The 20834-nt window shown below is 70.4% G+C and carries 23 protein-coding genes; 12 read left to right on the top strand and 11 right to left on the bottom strand.

Going from position 1 to position 20834, the window contains the following annotated elements; genetic code table 11:
* The 5 genes from ACWDMM_RS04440 to ACWDMM_RS04420 form a co-directional block, all read right to left on the bottom strand.
* Complete coding sequence (locus tag ACWDMM_RS04440; RefSeq protein WP_357205174.1) at nt 1-741, bottom strand: 16S rRNA (uracil(1498)-N(3))-methyltransferase; 741 nt, start codon at nt 739-741, stop codon at nt 1-3.
* Nucleotides 742-1893, bottom strand: coding sequence for a molecular chaperone DnaJ (gene dnaJ / locus ACWDMM_RS04435; protein ID WP_195077612.1), 1152 nt, complete (start codon nt 1891-1893; stop codon nt 742-744). It abuts the gene before it with no gap.
* A 139-nt stretch (nt 1894-2032) separates the two neighbouring features.
* A complete protein-coding gene (gene hrcA / locus ACWDMM_RS04430; protein ID WP_195077611.1) occupies nt 2033-3064 on the bottom strand; it encodes a heat-inducible transcriptional repressor HrcA in 1032 nt (343 codons plus the stop codon).
* A gap of 169 nt (nt 3065-3233) precedes the next feature.
* Nucleotides 3234-4037 (bottom strand): alpha/beta fold hydrolase, encoded by an 804-nt coding sequence (locus tag ACWDMM_RS04425; RefSeq protein ID WP_195077610.1) that lies wholly within the window; start codon nt 4035-4037, stop codon nt 3234-3236.
* Between the two features lie 14 nt (nt 4038-4051).
* The gene (locus tag ACWDMM_RS04420) at nt 4052-4873 is read right to left on the bottom strand and encodes an alpha/beta fold hydrolase (protein ID WP_195077609.1); all 822 of its coding nucleotides are present in this window, start codon (nt 4871-4873) and stop codon (nt 4052-4054) included.
* Nucleotides 4874-5070: 197 nt separating this feature from the next.
* Between ACWDMM_RS04420 and ACWDMM_RS04415 the strand changes: the two genes are divergently transcribed.
* A complete protein-coding gene (locus ACWDMM_RS04415; RefSeq protein ID WP_449935920.1) occupies nt 5071-6036 on the top strand; it encodes an AraC-like ligand-binding domain-containing protein in 966 nt (321 codons plus the stop codon).
* Nucleotides 6037-6039: 3 nt separating this feature from the next.
* Here ACWDMM_RS04415 and ACWDMM_RS04410 read toward each other — a convergent pair whose 3' ends face one another.
* From ACWDMM_RS04410 to ACWDMM_RS04400, 3 genes are all read right to left on the bottom strand, one after another.
* The gene (locus ACWDMM_RS04410; RefSeq protein WP_195077607.1) at nt 6040-6249 is read right to left on the bottom strand and encodes a hypothetical protein; all 210 of its coding nucleotides are present in this window, start codon (nt 6247-6249) and stop codon (nt 6040-6042) included.
* 152 nt (nt 6250-6401) lie between these two features.
* Nucleotides 6402-7565, bottom strand: a complete 1164-nt coding sequence (gene hemW / locus ACWDMM_RS04405) for a radical SAM family heme chaperone HemW (RefSeq protein WP_323123956.1) — start codon at nt 7563-7565, stop codon at nt 6402-6404.
* A 185-nt stretch (nt 7566-7750) separates the two neighbouring features.
* Nucleotides 7751-8158 carry an SgcJ/EcaC family oxidoreductase gene (locus ACWDMM_RS04400; RefSeq protein WP_357205168.1) on the bottom strand — a complete coding sequence of 136 codons (408 nt, stop codon included), beginning with the start codon at nt 8156-8158 and terminating at the stop codon, nt 7751-7753.
* A gap of 213 nt (nt 8159-8371) precedes the next feature.
* Between ACWDMM_RS04400 and ACWDMM_RS04395 the strand changes: the two genes are divergently transcribed.
* The 7 genes from ACWDMM_RS04395 (at nt 8372) to ACWDMM_RS04365 (ending at nt 14989) form a co-directional block, all read left to right on the top strand.
* Complete coding sequence (locus ACWDMM_RS04395; protein WP_350356343.1) at nt 8372-8464, top strand: Ms4527A family Cys-rich leader peptide; 93 nt, start codon at nt 8372-8374, stop codon at nt 8462-8464.
* Nucleotides 8465-8587: 123 nt separating this feature from the next.
* Nucleotides 8588-10393 carry a nitrite/sulfite reductase gene (locus tag ACWDMM_RS04390; protein ID WP_357104612.1) on the top strand — a complete coding sequence of 602 codons (1806 nt, stop codon included), beginning with the start codon at nt 8588-8590 and terminating at the stop codon, nt 10391-10393.
* A complete protein-coding gene (locus ACWDMM_RS04385) occupies nt 10390-11130 on the top strand; it encodes a phosphoadenylyl-sulfate reductase (RefSeq protein WP_195077604.1) in 741 nt (246 codons plus the stop codon). Before ACWDMM_RS04390 ends, ACWDMM_RS04385 begins: the two co-directional genes overlap by 4 nt.
* The gene (gene cysD, locus ACWDMM_RS04380) at nt 11127-12059 is read left to right on the top strand and encodes a sulfate adenylyltransferase subunit CysD (protein WP_357205165.1); all 933 of its coding nucleotides are present in this window, start codon (nt 11127-11129) and stop codon (nt 12057-12059) included. The genes ACWDMM_RS04385 and cysD overlap by 4 nt, the downstream gene beginning before the upstream one ends.
* A gap of 1 nt (nt 12060) precedes the next feature.
* Complete coding sequence (locus ACWDMM_RS04375) at nt 12061-13356, top strand: sulfate adenylyltransferase subunit 1 (protein ID WP_195077602.1); 1296 nt, start codon at nt 12061-12063, stop codon at nt 13354-13356.
* A 1-nt stretch (nt 13357) separates the two neighbouring features.
* Complete coding sequence (locus tag ACWDMM_RS04370) at nt 13358-14212, top strand: sirohydrochlorin chelatase (RefSeq protein WP_449935914.1); 855 nt, start codon at nt 13358-13360, stop codon at nt 14210-14212.
* A 90-nt stretch (nt 14213-14302) separates the two neighbouring features.
* Nucleotides 14303-14989, top strand: coding sequence for a hypothetical protein (locus tag ACWDMM_RS04365; protein ID WP_195077600.1), 687 nt, complete (start codon nt 14303-14305; stop codon nt 14987-14989).
* A gap of 350 nt (nt 14990-15339) precedes the next feature.
* On the opposite strand, the gene ACWDMM_RS04360 is transcribed toward ACWDMM_RS04365, so the two are convergent.
* Entirely contained in the window at nt 15340-15963 is a 624-nt protein-coding gene (locus tag ACWDMM_RS04360; protein WP_195077599.1) for a TetR/AcrR family transcriptional regulator, read from the bottom strand.
* Nucleotides 15964-16066: 103 nt separating this feature from the next.
* On the opposite strand from ACWDMM_RS04360, the gene ACWDMM_RS04355 reads away from it, so the two are divergent.
* Genes ACWDMM_RS04355 through ACWDMM_RS04345 form a run of 3 tightly spaced genes read left to right on the top strand, consistent with a single transcriptional unit; the run spans nt 16067 to nt 18171 of the window.
* Entirely contained in the window at nt 16067-16585 is a 519-nt protein-coding gene (locus tag ACWDMM_RS04355) for an MFS transporter (RefSeq protein ID WP_449935910.1), read from the top strand.
* A gap of 6 nt (nt 16586-16591) precedes the next feature.
* Entirely contained in the window at nt 16592-17479 is an 888-nt protein-coding gene (locus ACWDMM_RS04350) for a hypothetical protein (RefSeq protein WP_449935908.1), read from the top strand.
* Nucleotides 17480-17487: 8 nt separating this feature from the next.
* Nucleotides 17488-18171 (top strand): SGNH/GDSL hydrolase family protein, encoded by a 684-nt coding sequence (locus tag ACWDMM_RS04345; RefSeq protein ID WP_195077597.1) that lies wholly within the window; start codon nt 17488-17490, stop codon nt 18169-18171.
* Nucleotides 18172-18284: 113 nt separating this feature from the next.
* Here ACWDMM_RS04345 and ACWDMM_RS04340 read toward each other — a convergent pair whose 3' ends face one another.
* Nucleotides 18285-19247 (bottom strand): helix-turn-helix transcriptional regulator, encoded by a 963-nt coding sequence (locus tag ACWDMM_RS04340; RefSeq protein WP_449935905.1) that lies wholly within the window; start codon nt 19245-19247, stop codon nt 18285-18287.
* 92 nt (nt 19248-19339) lie between these two features.
* Between ACWDMM_RS04340 and ACWDMM_RS04335 the strand changes: the two genes are divergently transcribed.
* Entirely contained in the window at nt 19340-19744 is a 405-nt protein-coding gene (locus tag ACWDMM_RS04335; RefSeq protein ID WP_357104597.1) for a VOC family protein, read from the top strand.
* Between the two features lie 226 nt (nt 19745-19970).
* On the opposite strand, the gene ACWDMM_RS04330 is transcribed toward ACWDMM_RS04335, so the two are convergent.
* Nucleotides 19971-20765 carry an HAD family hydrolase gene (locus tag ACWDMM_RS04330; RefSeq protein ID WP_357104594.1) on the bottom strand — a complete coding sequence of 265 codons (795 nt, stop codon included), beginning with the start codon at nt 20763-20765 and terminating at the stop codon, nt 19971-19973.
* Between the last annotated feature and the right edge of the window lie 69 nt (nt 20766-20834).

Raw genomic sequence — 20834 nt, 5'->3', positions numbered from 1 at the left:
TCACCAGCGCGGCGTCAACGCACCGAGCGCGCCCAGCGCGACCGCTGCCGCCGTGGAGGTACGCAGCACGGTCGGGCCGAGCAAGGTGATCTCCGCGCCCGCCTCGGCCAAGGCCGTGAGTTCCGCGTCGTCCAGCCCGCCTTCCGGGCCCACCACCAGAACGATCTCGGTGGCGTCGGCGAACGGCAATGCGGTGAAGCGGGCGGCGCCGGATTCGTGCAGCGCCGCCACGATCGCGCCGCGCCCTTTGGCCGCGCGCACGAGCTCAAGCACATCCGCCGTCCGGTGCAGGTCGGCGACATCCGGAATGTAGGGCCGGCGGGACTGACGGGCGGCCGAGCGCGCGGCGGCGCGCCACTTCTCCACACCCTTGGCCGCTTTGCCCTCCCAATTCGCGACGCAGCGCGCGGCCTGCCAGGGAACGACCACGTCCGCGCCCGCCTCGGTCATCAGCTCGACCGCCAGTTCCGATCGATCGGACTTCGGCAGCGCCTGCACGACCGTCACCGGCGGCGTCTGGGGGTCCGCGAGCACTCGATCGCGCACCGCCAGCTCGAGCCGGTCGCGTTGCGCCGCAACGACTTCCGAGGCGGCCAGCACCCCGCGCCCGTCGGAGAGGGTGATCGGCTCCCCGACCCGGATGCGGCGCACCGTGGCGGCGTGCCTGCCCTCGGGGCCGTCGAGCACCGCGACCGCGCCCGGCTCGGGCACCTCGTCGAGGTAGAAGACCGTCGCCGCCACCTAGCGCCCGCTGAAGGACGCGCGCAGCCGCGCGAACAGGCCGCTGTTGTGCTCGGACTGCGCCGACATCACCTCGGCGCGCTCCCGCTCGCGCAATCCCTTGTACTTGCGCAACAGTTCGGTCTGCTTGCTGTCCAGCTTGGACGGGATCACGATGTCCAGATGCGCCAGCAGGTCGCCGCGGGCGCTCGAGCGCAGTCGCGGCATGCCGTGACCGCGCAGCACCGAGATCTCACCGGGCTGGGTGCCCGCCGGAATGGTCAGCTCGGTGGGGCCGTCCAGGATGGTGTCGATCACGACGGTGGTGCCCAGCGCCGCGTCCACCATCGGCACCCGGATGGTGCAGTGCAGGTCGTCGCCGTCGCGCACGAACACGTCGTGCGGCTGCTCCACGATCTCCACGTACAGATCCCCCGCGTGACCGCCGCCGGGGCCGACCTCGCCCTGCGCGGCCAGCCGCACGCGCATGCCGTTCGCGACGCCCGCGGGAATCGGGGCCGCGATCTCGCGGCGCGCCCGCACCCGCCCGTCGCCACCGCACTTGTGGCACGGGTCCGGGATGGTCTCGCCCGCGCCACGGCAGGTGGGGCACGGACGCGAGGTCAGCACCTGGCCGAGGAACGACCGCTGCACCGACTGGACCTCGCCCGCGCCGCCACAGGTTTCGCAGCGCACCGGCTTGGACTTGCCGTTGGTGCCGGAACCCTGGCAGATGTCGCACAGGATCGCGGTGTCCACGGTCAGGTGCTTGGTCACGCCCACCGCGCACTCGGCCAGGCTGAGCCTGGTGCGGATCAGCGAATCGGCGCCGGGCTGGACGCGACCGCGCGGCTTGCGCGCGCTGGCCGATCCGCTCATGCCGCCGAAGAACGCCTCGAACACGTCGCCGAGCCCGCCGAAGCCGGCGCCGTTGAATCCGGCCCCGCCACCACCGGATTCCAGCGGGTCGCCGCCCAGGTCGACGATGCGCCGCTTCTCCGGATCCGACAGCACCTCGTAGGCGGTCGACACTTCCTTGAACTTGGCCTGCGCCGCCTCGTCGGGGTTCACGTCGGGGTGGAGCTCACGCGCCAGCTTGCGGTATGCCCGCTTGATCTCCTGGTCGGTCGCGTTCTTCGCGACGCCGAGCAGTCCGTAGTAGTCCCGTGCCACTTGAGTCTCTAGTCCTTGGTCGTTCTCGACAGTGCCGCCGGTGCCCGCGCCGCGTGCGAAGCGCGCCGACAACAGCATTAGTCTTGTGCACTCAACTTTATCCGGCCGAAGGATCGAGCGTAGCAGTGGCGTCGGCGCGTCAGCGCTCGGCGAGCACCTCGCCGATGTATCGGGCGACGGCCGCCACCGATGCGATCGTGCCCGGGTAGTCCATCCGGGTGGGCCCGAGCACACCCATACCGCCGAGTACAGCGCCCGCCGCGCCGTAGCCGGTCGACACCACGGAGGTGCCGCGCATCTGCTCGACCTGCGTCTCCTCGCCGATGCGCACCGTCACCGTCCCCGGTTGCTGGGCCGCGGCGAGCAGTTTGAGCACGATCACCTGCTCCTCGAGCGCCTCCAGGACCGCGCGCAGCGAGCCGGGGAAACCGAAGTCGGCGGCGTTGCGGGTGAGGTTGGCGGTGCCGCCGAGCACCAAGCGCTCCTCCGGGTGCTCCACCAGGGTCTCCACCAGCACCGTCGACACCCGCACCAGCACGTCGCGCAGGCGCAACGGAGCGTGCTCGGGCAACTCGGCGACCGCGGCGGAGGCCGCGGCCAAGCGCTTGCCGTCCATCGCGCCGCCGAGCATGCCGCGCAGCGCGGCCAGATCCTCGTCGTCGATCACCGCGCCGAGTTCGACCAAGCGCTGATCGACCCGGCCGGTGTCGGTGATCACCACCAGCAGCAGGCGGGCCGGATTGAGCGCGACCACCTCGATGTGCCGCACCGTGGACGCCGACACCGTCGGGTACTGCACCACGGCGACCTGCCTGGTCAGCTGGGCCAGCAAGCGGACGCCACGGCGCAGCACGTCGTCGAGGTCGACGCCGGACTCGAGGAACTCGAGGATCGCCCTGCGCTCCGCCGACGACAGCGGTTTCACCTCGGAGATCCGGTCCACGAACTGCCGGTAGCCCTTGTCGGTGGGGATGCGGCCGGAACTCGTGTGCGGCTGGGTGATGTAACCCTCCGCCTCCAGCACCGCCATGTCGTTGCGCACCGTCGCGCTGGAAACACCCAGGTTGTGTCGCTCGACCAGCGTCTTCGACCCGATCGGCTCCTTGGTCGCGACATAGTCCGCGACGATGGCGCGCAGGACCTCGAAGCGCCGATCCTCGGTGCTCGACATCGGCCGCACCTCCTCGCTTTCGTCTCCCGTCCCGCCGTATCCGGCGCCGACGTCCCGCGGCCGCCATGCATCGCAGGCGAAACGCGGTTCGTCCGTTGATCCAGTCTAATTGTCGGCAACCGGATCGCTCGCCTGCAATGTAACCGCGGGAGGGCGGGACGAAACGCGCTCAGCGAGGTACGGCGGCGTCGATCACCGCGGCCACGGCGTCGGGCCTGGAGACCAGCGAGGCGTGCGAGGCGTCGATCTCGCTGGTGCGAGCCGACATGCGCTGGGCCATGAAGCGCTGTGCGGACGGCGGGATGACCCGGTCGGCGGCCGAGACCAGATACCAGCTCGGCGTCCCGGACCAGGAAGGCGATCCGGAGGGTTCGAGGTTGGCCTTCAGCGCGATGGAGTGCTGATGGGCGATCATGTCCGCCGCGGTCGCAGGACCGACGTCCTGGGCGAAGACGGCGTTGAAGCTGTCGGGCGCGACGTAGCCGTCCAGGTTCTTCCCCGCGACCCCTGTCGCATCGTCGACGACCTTCACCTGCAGCGCGGGCGGCCACAGCCGGCTGCCGGGAAAGCGGATCGGGTCAAGGGCCGCCTGCGCCACTTCCCCCTCCACCGGCGCGAACGCCGCGACGTATACCAGCGATTCGACCTTCGGGTCGTGGATGTTGCTGATCACGAAGCCGCCGTAGGAGTGCCCGGCCAGCACGACGGGACCGCTGATCGTGTCCAGCATGCGCTGCACGGCGGCCGCGTCGTAGGCCGGTCCGCGCAGCGGGTTCTCCGGCGTCAGCACGCGGTAGCCCCGCTCGCGCAGCACGGCGGCGACGCCGTCCCAGCTGGTGGTGTCGGCGAAGGCGCCGTGCACGAGCACGACGGTGGGCAGCGTTTGCGCCCGCGCGGGTCCGGCCGACACGGCGGCGGCGAGTGCGAGGGCGAGCGCGGCCACGGCGCGGCGCACACGGCGAGTGTTCGTCATCGGGTGTGTGCTCCTCAGCTGTTCAGGAAGTCCAGCAGGTCTGCTTCGAACGCCTTCTCGTAGTCCCCGCACAGGCCGTGCGGGGCGCCGGGATACACCTTCAACTGGGCCCGCGGCAGCAATTTCGCGGTCTTGACGCCCGCGGCGGCCAACGGCACGATCTGGTCGTCGTCGCCGTGCGCGACCAGCACCGGAATATCGATGTTCGGCAGCTCGGCGGTGAAATCGGTCTCGGAGAACGCCTTGACGCAGTCGAACGCGCCCGCGAGCCCCACCTGCATGCCCATCAGCCAGAAGTGGTCGCGCAGCCCTTGCGACACCTTCGCTCCCGCGCGGTTGGCGCCGTAGAACGGGACCGACAGATCCTTCCAGAACTGCGAACGATCGGCGGCCACGCCCGCGCGGATGTCGTCGAACGCCTCGATCGGCGTCCCTTCCGGATTGCTCCCGGTCTTCAGCATCAACGGAGGCACCGCGCCGAGCAGCACCGCCTTGGCGACCCGCGACGTGCCGTGCCGGGACAGGTACCTGGTCACCTCGCCGCCGCCGGTCGAGTGCCCCACCAGCGTCGCGTCCTCGACGTCCAGCTCGTTGAGCACCGCGGCGAGGTCGTCGGCGTAGTGGTCCATGTCGTGTCCGTCCCACACGTCGCTGGAGCGGCCGTGCGCGCGCCGATCGTGCGCGATGGCGCGATAGCCGTTGGCCGCCACCAACTTCATCTGGTTGTCCCAGGCGTCGCCGTTGAGCGGCCAGCCGTGGCTGAACACCACCGGACGCCCGGCGCCCCAGTCCTTGTAGTAGATCTCGACGCCATCGGTGGTGGTGATCGTCGGCATGGCAGTTCCCTTCGATCTGGACGGATGATCGGCCGAACCGGGAATCGATCTCGAGCGAGCGCCGTCCGACAGCGTATGACGGGCGCCCGCCGGAAAAGCGACTGTGCGTGCACGATCTTCGGCTCAGAATGCACGGCCCCGTCGGCAGGTTCCGTGCGAGGATTGCCGAATCTGTCTCATTTGCGACGGAGGCTGTGATGACGGTCGTGTTCGATTCGGACACCATCGCGCCGCACGAGCGGGCGGCCGCGGTGGCCGCGGCGGCGCAGGAGACATCGGTCCCGTCCCATGTCGTGCTGGACGGGCCGGACGAACGTGTGCACGCCACCTTCGACGTGTGGCGGTTCGGCGCGGCGAGCGTCGTGCGCGCCAGCACCTCGGGCATCCAGCTGATCCGGACGCCGAAGCAGGTGCGGGCCTCCCCCGCGCCGGTGCTGGCGGTCGCGGTGCAGCAGGCGGGCGACGGACGGTGCGAGCAGGGCGGCGTCCTGCGCGTCCTGCGACCCGGCGATCTGCACGTCATGGACCTGAACGCGCCCTATGACTTCGGTTGGCGCGGCGACGGCGCGTCGACCTGCCTACGGGTACCGCTCGATCAACTCGGCCTGCCCGCCGATCTGATCGGTCAGGCCGCGGCCAGGGTGCAGGACAGCCCGCACTACCGGCTGGTGGCCAACCACATCGTCCAGCTGACCGCCGACGCCGACGCGCTCAGCGCCGACCCTGCGGCGGCGCTGTCGGGCTGCGCCAGCATCGAGCTGATCCGGGGACTGCTGTTGTCGGCGGGCGCGGACGACGGCAACGGTTCCGTCGTGCCGTCCGACGTCCTGCTGTCCCGGATCCGCGCTTACGTCCGGCGCAACCTGGCCGATCCCGAGCTCGGGGCGGACCGGATCGCCAAGGCGCACAACATGTCGGTCCGGCAGCTCTACAAGATCTGCGCGAACACCGACTACCGCCTCGAACAGTGGATCATCGGCCAGCGGCTGGAGCAGGTGCGCGGCGAACTCACCCGGCCGGACCACAAGCACCGGACGATCGCGATGATCGCGCGCCGCTGGGGCTTCCGCGATCCGTCGCATTTCGCCCGGCGCTTTCGCGCCGCCTATGGGCTCTCACCCCGGGAATGGCGCAGCAGCGCCCTGGGCCGGGACGAGCCGTAACGGTCAGTCGCAGGCCTTCGCCTGCTTGCCCGCGAGGGCGTCGAGACCGAGCATCGCCAGCAGCGACTCGCAGTCCGCGGCGTTCTCCGCGTAGCTGGCGACGGTGCGGGCGGCGACGGCGCACTGGCGCGCGTTCTGCGCCTTCTCCGCTGCTCGCGCCTCCGCGAACTCGCCCGGTTCATGGATGAGGGTGAAGTGTGGTGCCGAGGCCATGAGTCTCCTTGGGGGGTTGGTCGCAGACTACGCGGCCGGTGGTCGCCGTGTTACTCGAACGAGACATAAACTCCACCGCCTTGCCCGGACCGTGATCCGGCGCATGGTCGAGGGTCACTCGCGATCGGGCTCCGTCATGTGCCACTCGTGTATCAGTCGAGCAGGTCGCGGACGACACCGTCGGCGAGCAGACGGCCGCGGTCGGTGAGCACGAGCCGGTCGTCCGGGGTGCGCAGGGCGAGGCCGTCGGCGACCACGCGCTCGACGGCGGCGAGCGCGGAGGCGTCCAGCTCCGCCAGCGGCAGGCCGGTGCGCAGCCGGACGGCCAGCATGACCCGCTCGGTGTATCGCTCGTCCGCGCTCAGCGCCTCCCAGCCCGCGGCGGGCAGCCCGCCCCCGCCGACGCGATCGGCGTACCGGGCGGGGTGCTTCACGTTCCACCACCGCACGCCGCCGACGTGACTGTGGGCGCCCGGCCCCGCGCCGAGCCAGTCGCCGCCGTCCCAGTAGCCGAGGTTGTGCCTGCAGACCGCCGCGTCGCCAATGGCCCAGTTGGACACCTCGTACCAGCCGAATCCCGCCGCGCGCAGTCGCGCGTCGATGCGCTCGTAGCGGGCGGCGAGCACGTCGTCGTCGGGCGCGGGCAACTCGCCGCGGCGCACCCGCCGGGCCAGCGCGGTGCCGTCCTCCACGATCAGCGAATAGGCCGAGACGTGATCGACGCCCGCGCCGAGCACCGCGTCCAGGCTGGCGTCCAGATCGGCGTCGCGCTCGCCCGGCGTCCCGTAGATCAGATCGAGGTTGACGTGCTCGAATCCCGCCGCCCGCGCCTCCAGCGCTGCGGCCACCGCGCGGCCGGGGGTGTGCGTGCGGTCGAGCACCTTCAGCACGTGGGCCGCGGCGGACTGCATGCCGAGCGACACCCTGGTGAACCCGGCGGCGCGGATGCGCTCGAAGAATTCCGGCGAGGTGGATTCGGGATTGGACTCCGTGGTGACCTCCGCCCCGGCGGCGAGGGTGAACTCGGCGCGCACGGCGTCCAGCACGGCGGCGAGCCCGTCACCGCCGAGCAGCGAGGGCGTGCCGCCGCCGACGAAGACGGTGGACACTTCCGGTGTCGCGGTGGGCAGCGCCGCGAACTGCGTGGCCGCGGTAGCCAGTTCCCCGCGCAACGCCGTCAGCCACGACTGCGGCGAGGCCGAGCTGCCGAGTTCGCCCGCGGTGTAGGTGTTGAAGTCGCAGTAACCGCACCGGGTGGCGCAGAACGGCACGTGCACGTAGATCCCGAACGGGCCGTCGCCGAAGTCGCGTAGCACCGGGGTGGTGGTGTCGGTGCTCGCGGTGGCGGCGGCGGAAGAACTCACCTGTCCAGTGTGAACGTCGCCGCGACCGCGCCGACGCCCGGGACTCCGCTACGCACGAGACCCCCAGGCTCACCGAACGCGACGTCCATTCGGAGCGCGGCGGCCGAGCGTCGGGCACAGGCCGGCGGTGATCGGGTTCAGTCGGCCACGACCGGGGTGTTCTGGTTCGCCGTGAGCAACCACCGGCCGTCCTCCTTGGACATGACGTACATCGGGCTGCCTTCGCTGTCCAGCACGCCGTCGGCGGTGAAATAGCGCTGGCGCACCTTCACCGCCGCCACGTCCGGGCGGATGAACAGCACGTGCTCCACCTCGTAGGTCGCCGTGCCGTGCGCGGTGGCCCCCGGCAGCACGCGGGCGGTGAACTCGGCGATTGCCGCCCGTCCGTAGAGGCGGTGGCCGTGCCCGGTGGTCCAGATCGCGTCCGCGCGGAACAGCGCGACGAATTCGTCGACCAGCTCGTTGCGCTGGGCGTGTTGCACGCTCGCGACCACCGCGCGGATGGCTTCGAGTTCGGCGGTGGTGTCGGCAGCTGCGGTACTCATGGCACCGAGCGTGCAACCTCCACTTCACTCGAGGTCAAGCGCGGTGCGCAGCATCACACCCGGCGCGGTGGCCGTATCACGCGCCTGGTTCGGCCCGGGAACTATGACTGCCGTCACAAACTGGGTCGAGCGTCCAGGGGATTTCCCGCTGAATCGCGGGAAATACTGGACACGGGGTCGGAAGGCCATCGCTGACGTGGCACAATAGGCCGCATGCGCGCTTTGGAGATTCGACTGGTGGCCCGTCGCCACGTCGATTACAAGCGCGTCTGTAGCGCCTGCTGTCTGCCCGGTTCTCTCCGGTAGCTCAGCGCGCCAGATCCCGGGTCCCCGGCGATCCCGACTTCATCGGCCCGCTGACACCGCAGGCGTGAGTCAGCCCCTCGCGCCCTCAGCAGGATGTACCACCCACCCCGCAGGAGCGACCCCATGACGTCGAGCACCGACGCCGGTCCGACCGATCAGCCCACGCCCGAATCCCAGCCGGAGCGCCGCGTGCGCCCGGCCTCCGAACGCCGGGTGCGCCCGGATCGGCCGCGTCCGGAGGCGACCACGACCGGACCGCGCGCGCGCACCGGCAAGCCCGTGCGCCGCAAGGCCGAGGGTCAGTGGGCGCTGGGTTACCGCGAGCCGCTGAACCCGAACGAGCAGTCCAAGAAGGACGACAACCCGCTCAACGTCCGGGCCAGGATCGAGAACATCTACGCCAAGACCGGCTTCGACGGCATCGACAAGGGCGACCTGCGCGGCCGGTTCCGCTGGTGGGGCCTGTACACCCAGCGCGAGCAGGGCTACGACGGCAGCTGGACCGGTGACGAGAACATCGACCTGCTCGAGGCCAAGTACTTCATGATGCGCGTCCGCTGCGACGGCGGCGCGCTGAACCTCGCGCAGCTGCGCACGCTCGGCCAGATCTCCACCGAGTTCGCCAGGGACACCGCGGACCTGTCCGACCGGGAGAACGTGCAGTACCACTGGATCGAGGTGGAGAACGTCCCCGAGATCTGGAAGCGGATCGAGGCGGTCGGCCTGAAGACCACCGAGGCGTGCGGCGACTGCCCGCGCGTTGTGCTCGGGTCCCCGCTGGCGGGCGAGTCGCTGAACGAGGTCATCGACCCGACTCCCGCGATCGAGGAGATCGTGCGCCGCTACATCGGCAAGAAGGAGTACTCCAACCTGCCGCGCAAGTTCAAGACCGCCATCTCCGGCCAGCAGGACGTGGTGCACGAGATCAACGACGTGGCGTTCATCGGCGTCGTGCATCCCGAGCACGGCCCCGGCCTGGACCTGTGGGTCGGCGGCGGCCTGTCCACGAACCCGATGCTCGCCAAGCGGGTGGGCGTGTGGGTGCCGCTGGAGGAGGTGCCGGATGTGTGGGAAGCCGTCGTGTCGATCTTCCGCGACTACGGCTACCGCCGCCTGCGCACCAAGGCGCGCCTGAAGTTCCTGATCAAGGACTGGGGCATCGAGAAGTTCCGCCAGGTGCTGGAAGACGAGTACCTGAAGCGCAAGCTCATCGACGGTCCCGCGCCCGAGCAGCCGACCAAGCCGATCGACCACGTCGGCGTGCAGCGGCTGCGCAACGGGCTCAACGCCGTCGGCTTCTCCCCCATCGCGGGCCGGGTGTCGGGCACCGTCCTGACCAAGGTCGCCGACGCGGTGGAGCGGATCGGCTCCGATCGCGTCCGGTTCACCCCGTACCAGAAACTGATCGTGCTCGACGTGCCCGACGACCGGGTCGACGCGCTGATCGACGAGCTCGAACCGCTCGGGCTGCAGGCGCGGCCCTCACTGTGGCGGCGCAACCTGATGGCCTGCACCGGCATCGAGTTCTGCAAGCTGTCCTTCGCCGAGACGCGCAAGCGCTCCCAGGCGCTGGTGCCGGAGCTGGAGGAACGGCTGGCGGATATCAACGCGCAGCTGGATGTCCCGATCACGATCAACATCAACGGCTGCCCGAACTCCTGCGCGCGCTCGCAGATCGCCGACATCGGGTTCAAGGGCCAGCTGGTCGACGACGGCGCCGGGAATCAGGTGGAGGGCTTCCAGGTTCACCTCGGCGGCAGCCTCGGCTTCGACAGCGCGTTCGGGCGCAAGCTGCGCCAGCACAAGGTCACCACCGGCGAACTCGGCGACTACATCGACCGGGTGGTGCGCAACTTCGTCAAGCAGCGTACGGACGGCGAACGGTTCGCCCAGTGGGCGGTCCGCGCCGACGAGGCCGACCTGAGATGAGTGTCGACGGGAGATCAATTGTGACAACCGAACTCGCGGAAAAGCTGTCCGAGGACGAGCTCCGCGCCATCGCCGCGCGCGGCGCCGCCGAACTCGACGGCGCCTCCGCGACCGAACTCCTGCGGTGGACAGAGGACACCTTCGGCCCGAACTACATCGTGGCCTCCAACATGCAGGACGGCGTGCTGGTGCACCTGGCCGCGGGCGTGCGCCCCGGCGTCGACGTGCTGTTCCTGGACACCGGCTACCACTTCGCGGAGACCATCGGCACCAGGGACGCGGTGGAGGCCGTGTACGGGGTGAACGTGGTCAACGTCCAGCCGGAGCACACCGTGGCCGAACAGGACCGGCTGCTGGGCAAGGATCTGTTCGCCCGCGAGCCGAACGAGTGCTGCCGGTTGCGCAAGGTCGTCCCGTTGCGGAAGTCGCTCGCGGGCTACAACGCCTGGGTCACGGGCATCCGCAGGGTGGAGGCGCCGACGCGGGCGAACGCGCCGCTGATCTCGTTCGACGAGGCGTTCGGACTGGTGAAGATCAACCCGATCGCGCCGTGGTCCGACGACGAGATGCAGGACTACATCGAAAAGCACGGCATCCTCGTCAATCCTCTGGTGGAGGAAGGGTATCCGTCCATCGGCTGCGCTCCGTGCACACGGAAGCCGGAGCCGGGATCCGATCCGCGAAGCGGCCGTTGGGCCGGCCTCGCCAAGACCGAATGCGGGTTGCACCAATCATGACCGAGACCATTCGAAGCGAACGTTCGCTCGGCATCACCGATTTCGACACTCTCGCCGCGCTGGAATCCGAGGCGATCCACATCTTCCGCGAGGTGGCGGGCGAGTTCGAGCGGCCGGTGATCCTGTTCTCCGGCGGCAAGGACTCCACCGTGCTGCTGCATCTGGCGCTCAAGGCGTTCTGGCCGGCGCCGCTGCCGTTCGCGCTGCTGCACGTCGACACCGGGCACAACCTGCCCGAGGTGCTGGAGTTCCGGGACAAGGTGGTCGAGCGCTACGGCCTGCGCCTGCACGTGGCGAAGGTGGAGGACTATCTGGCCGACGGCAGGCTCAGCGAGCGCCCCGACGGCATCCGCAACCCGCTGCAGACCGTTCCGCTGCTGGACGCGATCAGCGAGCACCGGTTCGACGCCGTGTTCGGCGGCGGCCGCCGCGACGAGGAGCGCTCGCGCGCCAAGGAGCGGATCTTCTCGCTGCGCAACGCCTTCGGCCAGTGGGACCCGAAGCGGCAGCGCCCCGAGCTGTGGAATCTGTACAACGGCCGCCACGCGCCGGGCGAGCACGTGCGGGTGTTCCCGCTGAGCAACTGGACCGAGCTGGACATCTGGCGCTACATCGCCCGCGAGGACATCGACCTGGCGAGCATCTATTACGCGCACGAGCGTCCGGTGTACCTGCGCGACGGCATGTGGATGACGCCTGGCGTGTGGGGCGGCCCGCGCGAGGGCGAGGTGCTGGAGACCAGATCGGTGCGCTACCGCACCGTCGGCGACGGATCCTCCACCGGCGCCGTCCTTTCCGACGCCGCCGACAACGAGGCGATCCTCGCCGAGGTCGCCGCGTCCCGACTGACCGAACGTGGTGCGACCCGCGGCGACGACCGCGTCTCCGAAGCCGCGATGGAAGACCGCAAACGAGAGGGTTATTTCTGACATGTCCGACCTATTGAGGCTGGCCACCGCCGGTTCTGTCGACGACGGCAAGTCCACTCTGGTCGGACGCCTGCTCTACGACACGAAATCCGTTCTGGCCGACCAGATCGACGCCGTCACCCGCGCGTCGGTGGACAAAGGTCTCGCCACCCCGGATCTCTCGCTGCTCGTGGACGGGTTGCGCGCGGAACGCGAGCAGGGCATCACCATCGATGTCGCCTACCGCTACTTCGCCACTCCGCGCCGCTCTTTCGTGCTCGCGGACACCCCGGGGCACGTGCAGTACACCCGCAACACCGTGTCCGGCGCGTCCACCGCGCAGCTGGTGATCCTGCTCGTCGACGCGCGCAAGGGCGTCATCGAGCAGACCCGCAGGCACGCGGCCGTGCTCGCGCTGCTCGGGGTGCCGAAGCTGGTGCTGGCGGTGAACAAGATCGACCTGGTCGACGACGCCGCGAGCGTGTTCGCCGCCATCTCCGCGGAGTTCACCGAACTCACCAGCAGGCTGGGCTGGTCGAGTGAGGACGTGCTGGAGATCCCGGTCTCGGCGCTGCACGGCGACAACATCGCCACCCGGTCGGACAACACTCCGTACTACGACGGTCCGTCGCTGATCGAGCACCTGGAATCGGTGCCGGTCGACGCCGACAGCACCGGCAACCACGAGCTGGGCCTGCGGTTCCCCGTGCAGTACGTGATCCGGCCGCGCACCGCCGAATACCCGGACTACCGCGGCTACGCCGGACAGATCGCCGCGGGCGCGGTCGCTCCCGGCGACGAGGTCGTGGTGCTGCCTTCCGGCATCCGCACGACCGTGGAGCGGATCGACACCCCCGACGGCGAACTGGCGGTGGCGCAGGCAGGCCGCAGCGTCACGCTGATCCTGTCCGACGAGGTCGACATCTCCCGCGGCGACATCATCGCCTCGGCCACCGACGCGCCGGAGCCGATCGACACCTTCGACGCCACCGTGTGCTGGCTGGGCGACAAGCCGCTGCGTCCCGGCGCGCGGCTGCTGCTCAAGCACGGCACCCGCACCACCCAGGCGATCGTCGGCACGTTGCTGGAGCGTTTCGACGAACAGCGCCTGGCGGCCGATCCGAACCCGGAGTCGCTGGAGCTCAACGACATCGGGCGCATCTCGGTGCGGGTCGCCGAGCCGATCGCGGCCGACGACTACCGGCTCAACCGGCACACCGGCAGCTTCCTGCTGATCGATCCGGCGGGCGGCAACACGCTGGCGGCCGGTCTGGTCGGCGACGTGCTGACCGCCGTCGAGGTCGGCACCGGAGCCTGACATGGCCGTGTCGCGAGTCCCGTTCGGCGCCCCGCCGGTCCTGGGCGCGATCGCCCCGGCGGGCCGTCCGGACTGCGCGACTTCCCGCGGCGGCCATCCGCCCGCGCTCGACACGAGCCCGGCCGGACCGCCCGCGCTGATCGCCGTGGCCCACGGCAGCCGCGATCCGCGATCGGCCGCGACCGTCGCGGCGGTGGTCGACGCCGTCGCCGCCGCCCGGCCGGATCTGGACGTCCGGACGGCGTTCCTCGATCTCACCGCCCCGTCGGTGGAACAGGTCGTCGATGCCGTCGCCGCCGACGGGCACACGCATGCGGTGGTGACGCCGTTGCTGCTCGGCAGCGCCTTCCATGCCAGGGTCGATCTGCCGGGCCTGCTCGCCGCTGCCCGCGCTCGCCATTTCGGTTTGCGCCTGACCCAGGCCGACGTGCTGGGCGTGGACGCCGCACTGATCGGCGCGCTGCACGACCGTGTCGTCGCCGCCGCGCACGGCCTCTCGGATCGGCGTCGCGGCGTCGCGGTCGCGGCGGTCGGATCGTCGTCGGCGGCGGCCAACGCCAGGACCGCCGAGGTGGCCGCCCGTTTGGCCGCGCGCACCGGGTGGCGCACCGGAATCTGCTTCGCGACCACCGAGCCCGCAGTCCCGGAGGCTGTTTCGCGACTGCGCGCTCACGGCGCGGACCATGTGCTGGTCGCTCCCTGGTTCCTCGCGCCAGGATTGCTGACCGATCGCCTCATCCAGGCTGCGCCGGAGGCCGTCCACGCCGACGTGCTCGGCGCGCATCCGGCCCTCACCGAGGTCATCCTCGATCGCTACCACGCCGCGATCGCGGAAACCCGCGCGCTCTCGGCCTGACCGGGCGTCCCGGGCGCGCGACACCGCCCCGGATTCCGCGACGACGACGCGAGCGTCCCGGCGCCACCGCCGCGTGCTAGGAACAGTGGCATGGCCGAGTCCTTCCGCACCACCTCCTGCGCCAGCCACGGACATCCCGAGTTCACCGTCCTCTTCACCGAGCCGCGGCTGCCGGGAATGGAGAACTGGCTGCTGTCGTATCTGGAGTCCACCGTCGCGGCGGGCACCCGCTACCAACCCGGCGAGACGATCCGGGTGGGCTGGAATCTCGTGCGGGTACGCGGCCGCGCCGACGGCACGCTGGGGCTCGCCGAACGCACCGATGCCCAGACCTGGGCCGAGCAGGTGGACCGCACCCTGCGCGACGTGTGGTACCAGCGCGAAGTCGCGGCCGGTGTCGGTCTGGCCGATCGTCTGGATTTCCCCGGCGAGGACCAGCAGGCCGTCGTCTCGTCGTGCGGGCTCGAATCACCGGTGCTCGTACTGGCCCGCGCCGAAACCGACGACCCGGAGTTCTCCGGCTGGTCGGTGGAGTGCTTCGAAGACCACGCCCACCGCGCGTCGTACTACACCACGCTGCTCGAACTGGCCACCGCCATGCCCTTCGCGGTGCAGTTCTTCGCCCTTCCGGCCACGACGACGGTGCTGATCGAAAGCCCCGAGATCACCCCCACCGGCACCATCCGGCCCCACATCGTGGACGCCGAAGGCGTGGAAATGTGCCCGATTCCCGGCTCCTACCTCGATTACCTGGTTCACGGCTCGCCGGGTGACTGACGGTCCGGCCACGGCGCAGGAGCGAATACGCGGCCAGGCAAGAGACCCGGACCTGCGCATCCGCTGACTGTCGACGAACCGGCCGTTCGCCCCGGATGTGCCAGCGCGCCTGTGCTTGGCACTTCTGCGACGAGGTCGGCATGATCCGCCACGACAGCGCGCCGGTAATCACCGTCCTCGCCATTTCGCCGGGTCGATCACGACGCCGTCGCGGCCGTCGAGAACACTGATTCCCATTGCCTGCCTGGTTCGACGGCAACGCCGTCGCGCCCATCGAGCCACTGATTTCCCACGCCGGCCGGGTGACAGCGCCCCGGGTCCCTGCGGCGGCCACGGAACGCCGTAGCGGCTCAGCGCAGCAGGTCGTCGACGATGGCTCGGGCAGTGGTCACGCCCGGCTCGTCACCCATCTGCCGTGCGGTGTGCGCGGCGGCGATCACCGCGTCCAAGTGGAAGGCGACGGCGTCGGCGGATCTGCCGTCGAAATGTCCTTGCTCCTGGGCGCGGCGAATCTCCTCGACCAGAAACGCCAGCCAGTCCCGGCGGTCTTCGGCGATGGCGTCGCGCACCGGGCCCGGCCTGCTGTCGAACTCGGCGAGCGTCGCGACGCGGAAGCACCCGCCGGGAAACGCCGGGTCGGCCACCTGCCCGAACCAGCGCTCGACCAGGGCACGCAGGCGCGGTAGCCCGGCGGGCTCGCTCAGGCTCGGCGTGATCACCTCGTCGATGAAGACCTGCCGCGCGCACCGCACCGCCGCCAGCTGCAAACTCTCCTTGCTGCCGAAGAGGGTGGCGATGCCGCTCTTGCTGACCCCGAGATCCGCGGCCAAGCGGCCGATGCTGATGCCGTTGAGGCCCTCGACGGAGGCCACGTCGGCGGCGCGCCGAGCGATCGACGCCCGGGCGCGAGCGCCCTTGGCCAGACGCTGATCGGACTCGCGCGCCCGGCTACCCGCGACAACGGACTCGGTCATGAGGTCATTCTTCCACTTCGCTGTTGCACATACGAACGTATGGTCGTACTTTAAGTGAACGAACGATCGTGCGTTTTGTTTCCCACGCTTCTAAGGACTTCCCATGACCGACGCGTCCGTGCGGCTCACCAGCCCACCGACCGCGACCGCGGCCACGCGCACCTTGCTGATCGCCTGCGGTGCGGCCTTCATCGCCTTCCTCGACCTCTCGGTCGTCAATATCGCCTTCCCCTCGATCGCGCGGGACTACCCCGGCACGGCCACCGCCACGCTGACCTGGGTCGTCAGCGGATACGCGGTCGCCTTCGCCGCATTGCTCACCCCGGCCGGACGTCTCGCCGACGCACTCGGCCGCCGCAGGCTGTTCCTCGGCGCGCTCGCCGGTTTCGCCGTCACGTCCCTGCTGTGCGCTCTCGCGCCGACCGCAGGGTGGCTCATCGCGGGCCGGGTGCTGCAAGGCGGCACCGCGGCGCTGATGGTGCCCTCCGCACTCGGCTTGGTCCTGGCCGCCACACCGCGGGAGAAGATGGGGGCGGCCATCGGGGCCTGGTCGGCCGCGGGTGGATTCGCCGCGGTGGTCGGTCCCGCGCTCGGTGGCGCGCTGGTCGAGGGATTCGACTGACGGGCGGTGTTCGTCATCAACGTTCCGGTGGCCCTGTTGCTCATCGTCGCTGCGGCGCGCATTCCGGCCCGGGACGACCGTCTTTCCGGCGGCGCGCTGCCGGATCCGCTCGGCACCGTGGCGGTGGCGCTCGGGCTGGGCGGGCTGGTGGCGGGCGTCACCGAAGGGCAGCGCTGGGGGTGGACCTCGGTGGGGACGCTGACCGCTCTGATCGGCGGCGGGCTGCTGGTCGTTGCCGCCCTCGTCCGTTCCGCGCGGCACCACGAGCCCGCGATCGCCGTCGACCTGTGGCGCAGCAAGCCGTACGCGCTGGCCAACGCCACGTCGTTCGTCTTCGGCGCGGCCATGTTCGCCTGGCTGCTGTCGGGACCGCTGTTCCTGGACGCGATCTGGGACTACTCGGTGCTCGGCTCCGCGGGCGCGATGACCATCGGAGCGGTCGCGTCGATGGTGACGGCGACCGTCGCGGGCCGGGTCGGCTCCCCCACGGCCAGGCGGTGGCTCGGCGTGCTCGGTGCGCTCATGTTCGCGGCATGCACCGTGTGGATGAGCACGGACGCCTTCGGCGCCACCCCCGCCTTGTGGTCGGCGTGGATTCCGGCCGGTGTGCTCGGCGGTGGCGGCATCGGGTTCGTCGTCACGGTATTGGGCACCGCGGCGGCGGGCGCCCTCCCGCCGCAGCAGTTCGCCGCGGGCACCGGCATGAATCTCACAGCTCGGCAGGTGGGTGGCGCGCTCGGCGTGGCCGTGCTCGCCGCCGTGTTCGCGGCACGTCCCGACGATCCGCTCGGCGCGTTCCACACCGTCTTCGCGGTGTGCGCCGGCATCGCCGCCGTGGCCGCCTGCCTCGCCGCACTACCGGCCCGCACGCCGTCCCCTTCACCGGACAACTAGGAAAACACGTGAGCGACAACCACATTCGCACCGAAGTGAACGATCCTCTACTGCTGCCCCCTGCGGAACAGCGACGTCTGCTCGCCGACGCCCCGTGGCGGCGCTACGCGGTGCTCGGCGATTCCATCGCGCAGGGCGTCGGCGATCCGAGCCCGGGGTACGAACCCGTCGGCTGGGCCGACCGGGTCGCGGCGGTGCTCACTTCGGTCCGCCCGGACCTGGCCTACCTGAACACCGGCCGGATCGGCGCGACATCCGCCCAGGTCATCGCCGAACAGTTGCCGTCGGTGCTCGAATTCCAGCCCGACCTGGTTCATCTCACCTGCGGCGGCAACGACCTGTTCCTGCCGGGCGGCGACCTCGACGGGTTGCGGACCAACCTCGACACACTGTTCGGGACGCTGGCCCGCACCGGAGCGCAGATCGTGACCTTCACCCTCGCCGACGTCTGGGAAGTCGAACGCATGGCCCCGATGCGTCCGATGCGCGACCGGATGGCCGCGCTCAACGACCTGGTCCGCGAATTGGCCGCCCGCTACGACGCGCTGCTGCTGGAACTCTGGGACCACCCCCTGCGCCTGCGGCCCGACCTGATGAGCGCCGACCTCATCCACTTCAGCATGAGCGGTCACGCCGTCCTCGCCTCCGACATGGTGCGCACCCTGGCCGGTCACGCGCTCGTGTCACGCTGACCGAGCCGGATGTGGCGGAGGCCGCCGCCGACGGTTGCCTCCACCACGTTCGAACGGTGACTCGAAACAGCTGCCCACGCTCCGGGATGCCGGTATCCACTACGCGGGACACGTCACGGGGTGGGCGAATGGTCCGGTCCGTATCGTTCGAGCAGTTCGGCGCCGAGGCGGGCCAGTTCGGCGCGTACCTCGGGCGGGTCGGTGACCTCGATCGCGCCGCCCCAGCCTGCCAGCTGCTGAGCCAGCATCCAGGCGGTGGGAGCGGTGACGCGGACCTGGACGCGGCCGTCGGGAACCGGTCCGTCCACGAGGCAGTTGCGGCCCTGCTGGTCGCGCAGGATCGGCAACAGGCGCTCGGCGATCAACACGGTGGCGGCGGTGGTCGCGCGCCGCTGCTCCATCTCCTCCACCACCCGGCCCCAAGCGTCGGCCAGATCGAAATCCATTGGGCGCTGGGCTGCTTCACCGGTGAGCGACGCCTCGGAGATCCGATCGACGCGGAAGGTCCGCTGCCCCCGTTCGGTTCCGGCGATCAGATACCAGACACCGTCCTTGTCGGCCAGGCCCCACGGATCGACCAGACGCTCGGATCGTTCCCCGGTCCGGTTCGCATAACGCAGGCGTACCTTCTCGCGCTGCACCACAGCGCGTTGCAGCCGCGAAACCAGGGGCGGGAGTTCGCGATCGGTCGCACCCCAGCGCGCCGGGTCGATCACCACGGCGTCGGCCGCCGCCTCCGCCTCGCCGCGGAAGGTGTGCGGCAGCGCACGGACCAGCTTGCGCAGCGCCGACTTGGCCTCCGGCACCGCGCCCGCCGAGGGGCCGGCCAGGAGGAACAATGCCCGCGCCTCGCCCGCCGTCAGGCCGCTCAGATCGGTGCGCGCTCCACCCACCAGCGACCAGCCGCCGCCGCGACCCGGCTGCGGGTACACCGGCACCCCGGCGGCCGACAGGGCCTCGAGATCACGGCGGGCGGTCGCGACCGATGTCTCCAGCTCCGACGCGACCTGCGCGGCCGTCACCCGCCCTCGGGTCTGCATCATCAGCAGGATCGCCACCAACCTGTCCGCTCGCATGGGCACGATTCTGCCGCTGAAAGTGCTCATTCGGTGCGCACTTTGCCTCGGATGATGGGTGCACGACCACAACCGAACGAAGGAGAACCACCATGCTGCGCGGAATGGCGACGAGCACGTTCTACGCCGACGACCTCGAGGCCGCCAAGGACTGGTACGCTCGGTTCTTCGGCGTCGAGCCCTACTACCACGTGCCGAACGGTTACTACGAGTTCCGCATCGGCGACTATCAGCACGAATTCGGCATCGTGAACCGCGCCTACGCCCCCGCGGGAGCGCGCAACGCCCCCGGCGGCGCGATCGTCAACTGGCATGTCGACGACGTACGGGCCGCGTTCGACCGGTTGCTGGAACTCGGCGCGACCGTCTACGAGCCCATCACCCCGCGCGGGGACGGATTCGTCACCGCCGCCGTGGTCGACCCGTTCGGCAACGTTCTCGGCATCATGTCCAACCCGCACTACCTCGAGGTGCTCGCCGAGACCGGACCCGCCTGATCGGCAGGGCCGCACAACACGGCCCGACCCTCCGGCCGCACAGCCCGCCGCGCGCTACGGCCGGAGCCCCGATGGCCCGCGCGTACCAGGGGCGGTATCCGTCCGTGCCGTCCTCGTTGCCGCCCACCGCGACCGCCCCGGGCCGGTCCCTGGCATCGCCGAATCGGCAGCGGGCCACTTCCCTGGCGGAAACGTGCGGCGGCTACTGCATCGCGCGGTAGAGATATCAGGGACGAAACCAGCGTTCCAGGACGGTGGCGACGCCGTCGTCCAAGACGTGGCCGGTGACTTCGTCCGCGAGTTCGCGCACGTCCGTCGGCGCGTTCGCCATCGCGACCGAATGCGCTGCCCAGCGCAGCATTTCCCGATCGTTGTAGCCGTCGCCGATGGCCAGCGTCGCTTCGTCCGGGATACCGAGGGCGACGCGGAGCTGTTCCAGCGCCCAGCCCTTCGACACGCCTCGACGGGCGACGGTGAGCCACGGCCCGAACTCGCCGTGCACCCAGCTCGCCCCCGGCACGTGCAAGGAGCGCAGCGCGAGCAGCATCTCCTCCAGCGAGCCGTCCGGCAGCCAGCCGTTCAGTCGCGGGGTCGGTTCGCTGCTCAACGCGTGGTGATCGACGAGCAGGTATTCGCCGAGCGAGTATTCGCCCGGACTCGCGCCGGTGGCCCAGGTGCCGATGCCGACCTTCTCCACGGCGAAGATCATCGCCGGGAACAGCGCGCGTAAGGCGGTGATCGCGGGCGCGGGGTCGAACGACTGGATCGCCACCGGTTCGCCCCTGGCGACGTCGATGTGCACGGCGCCGTTCGAGCACAGGGCATGTCCCCCGCGCAGACCGAGTTCGGTGAGCACGGGGCGTGTGGTCAGCAGCGTGCGGCCCGTGGTCACCACGACATGCGCCCCCGCGGCCACGGCCGCGCGCACCGCCGCGACCACTCGCGCACTGATCGGTGTTCCCGTATCCAGCAGCGTGCCGTCCACATCCAGCGCGATCAGCTGGGGACCCCCGGATGCCATGCATCCATTGTGCATCCGGGCCGCCGCGTCCGCCGTCGATTCCATCGCGGCCGGATGCACACCCGCGCC

Source organism: Nocardia sp. NPDC003726 (assembly GCF_053586955.1).
The sequence above is the reverse complement of the archived record's forward strand: the minus strand, read 5'-3'. Positions and strand labels throughout refer to the sequence as shown.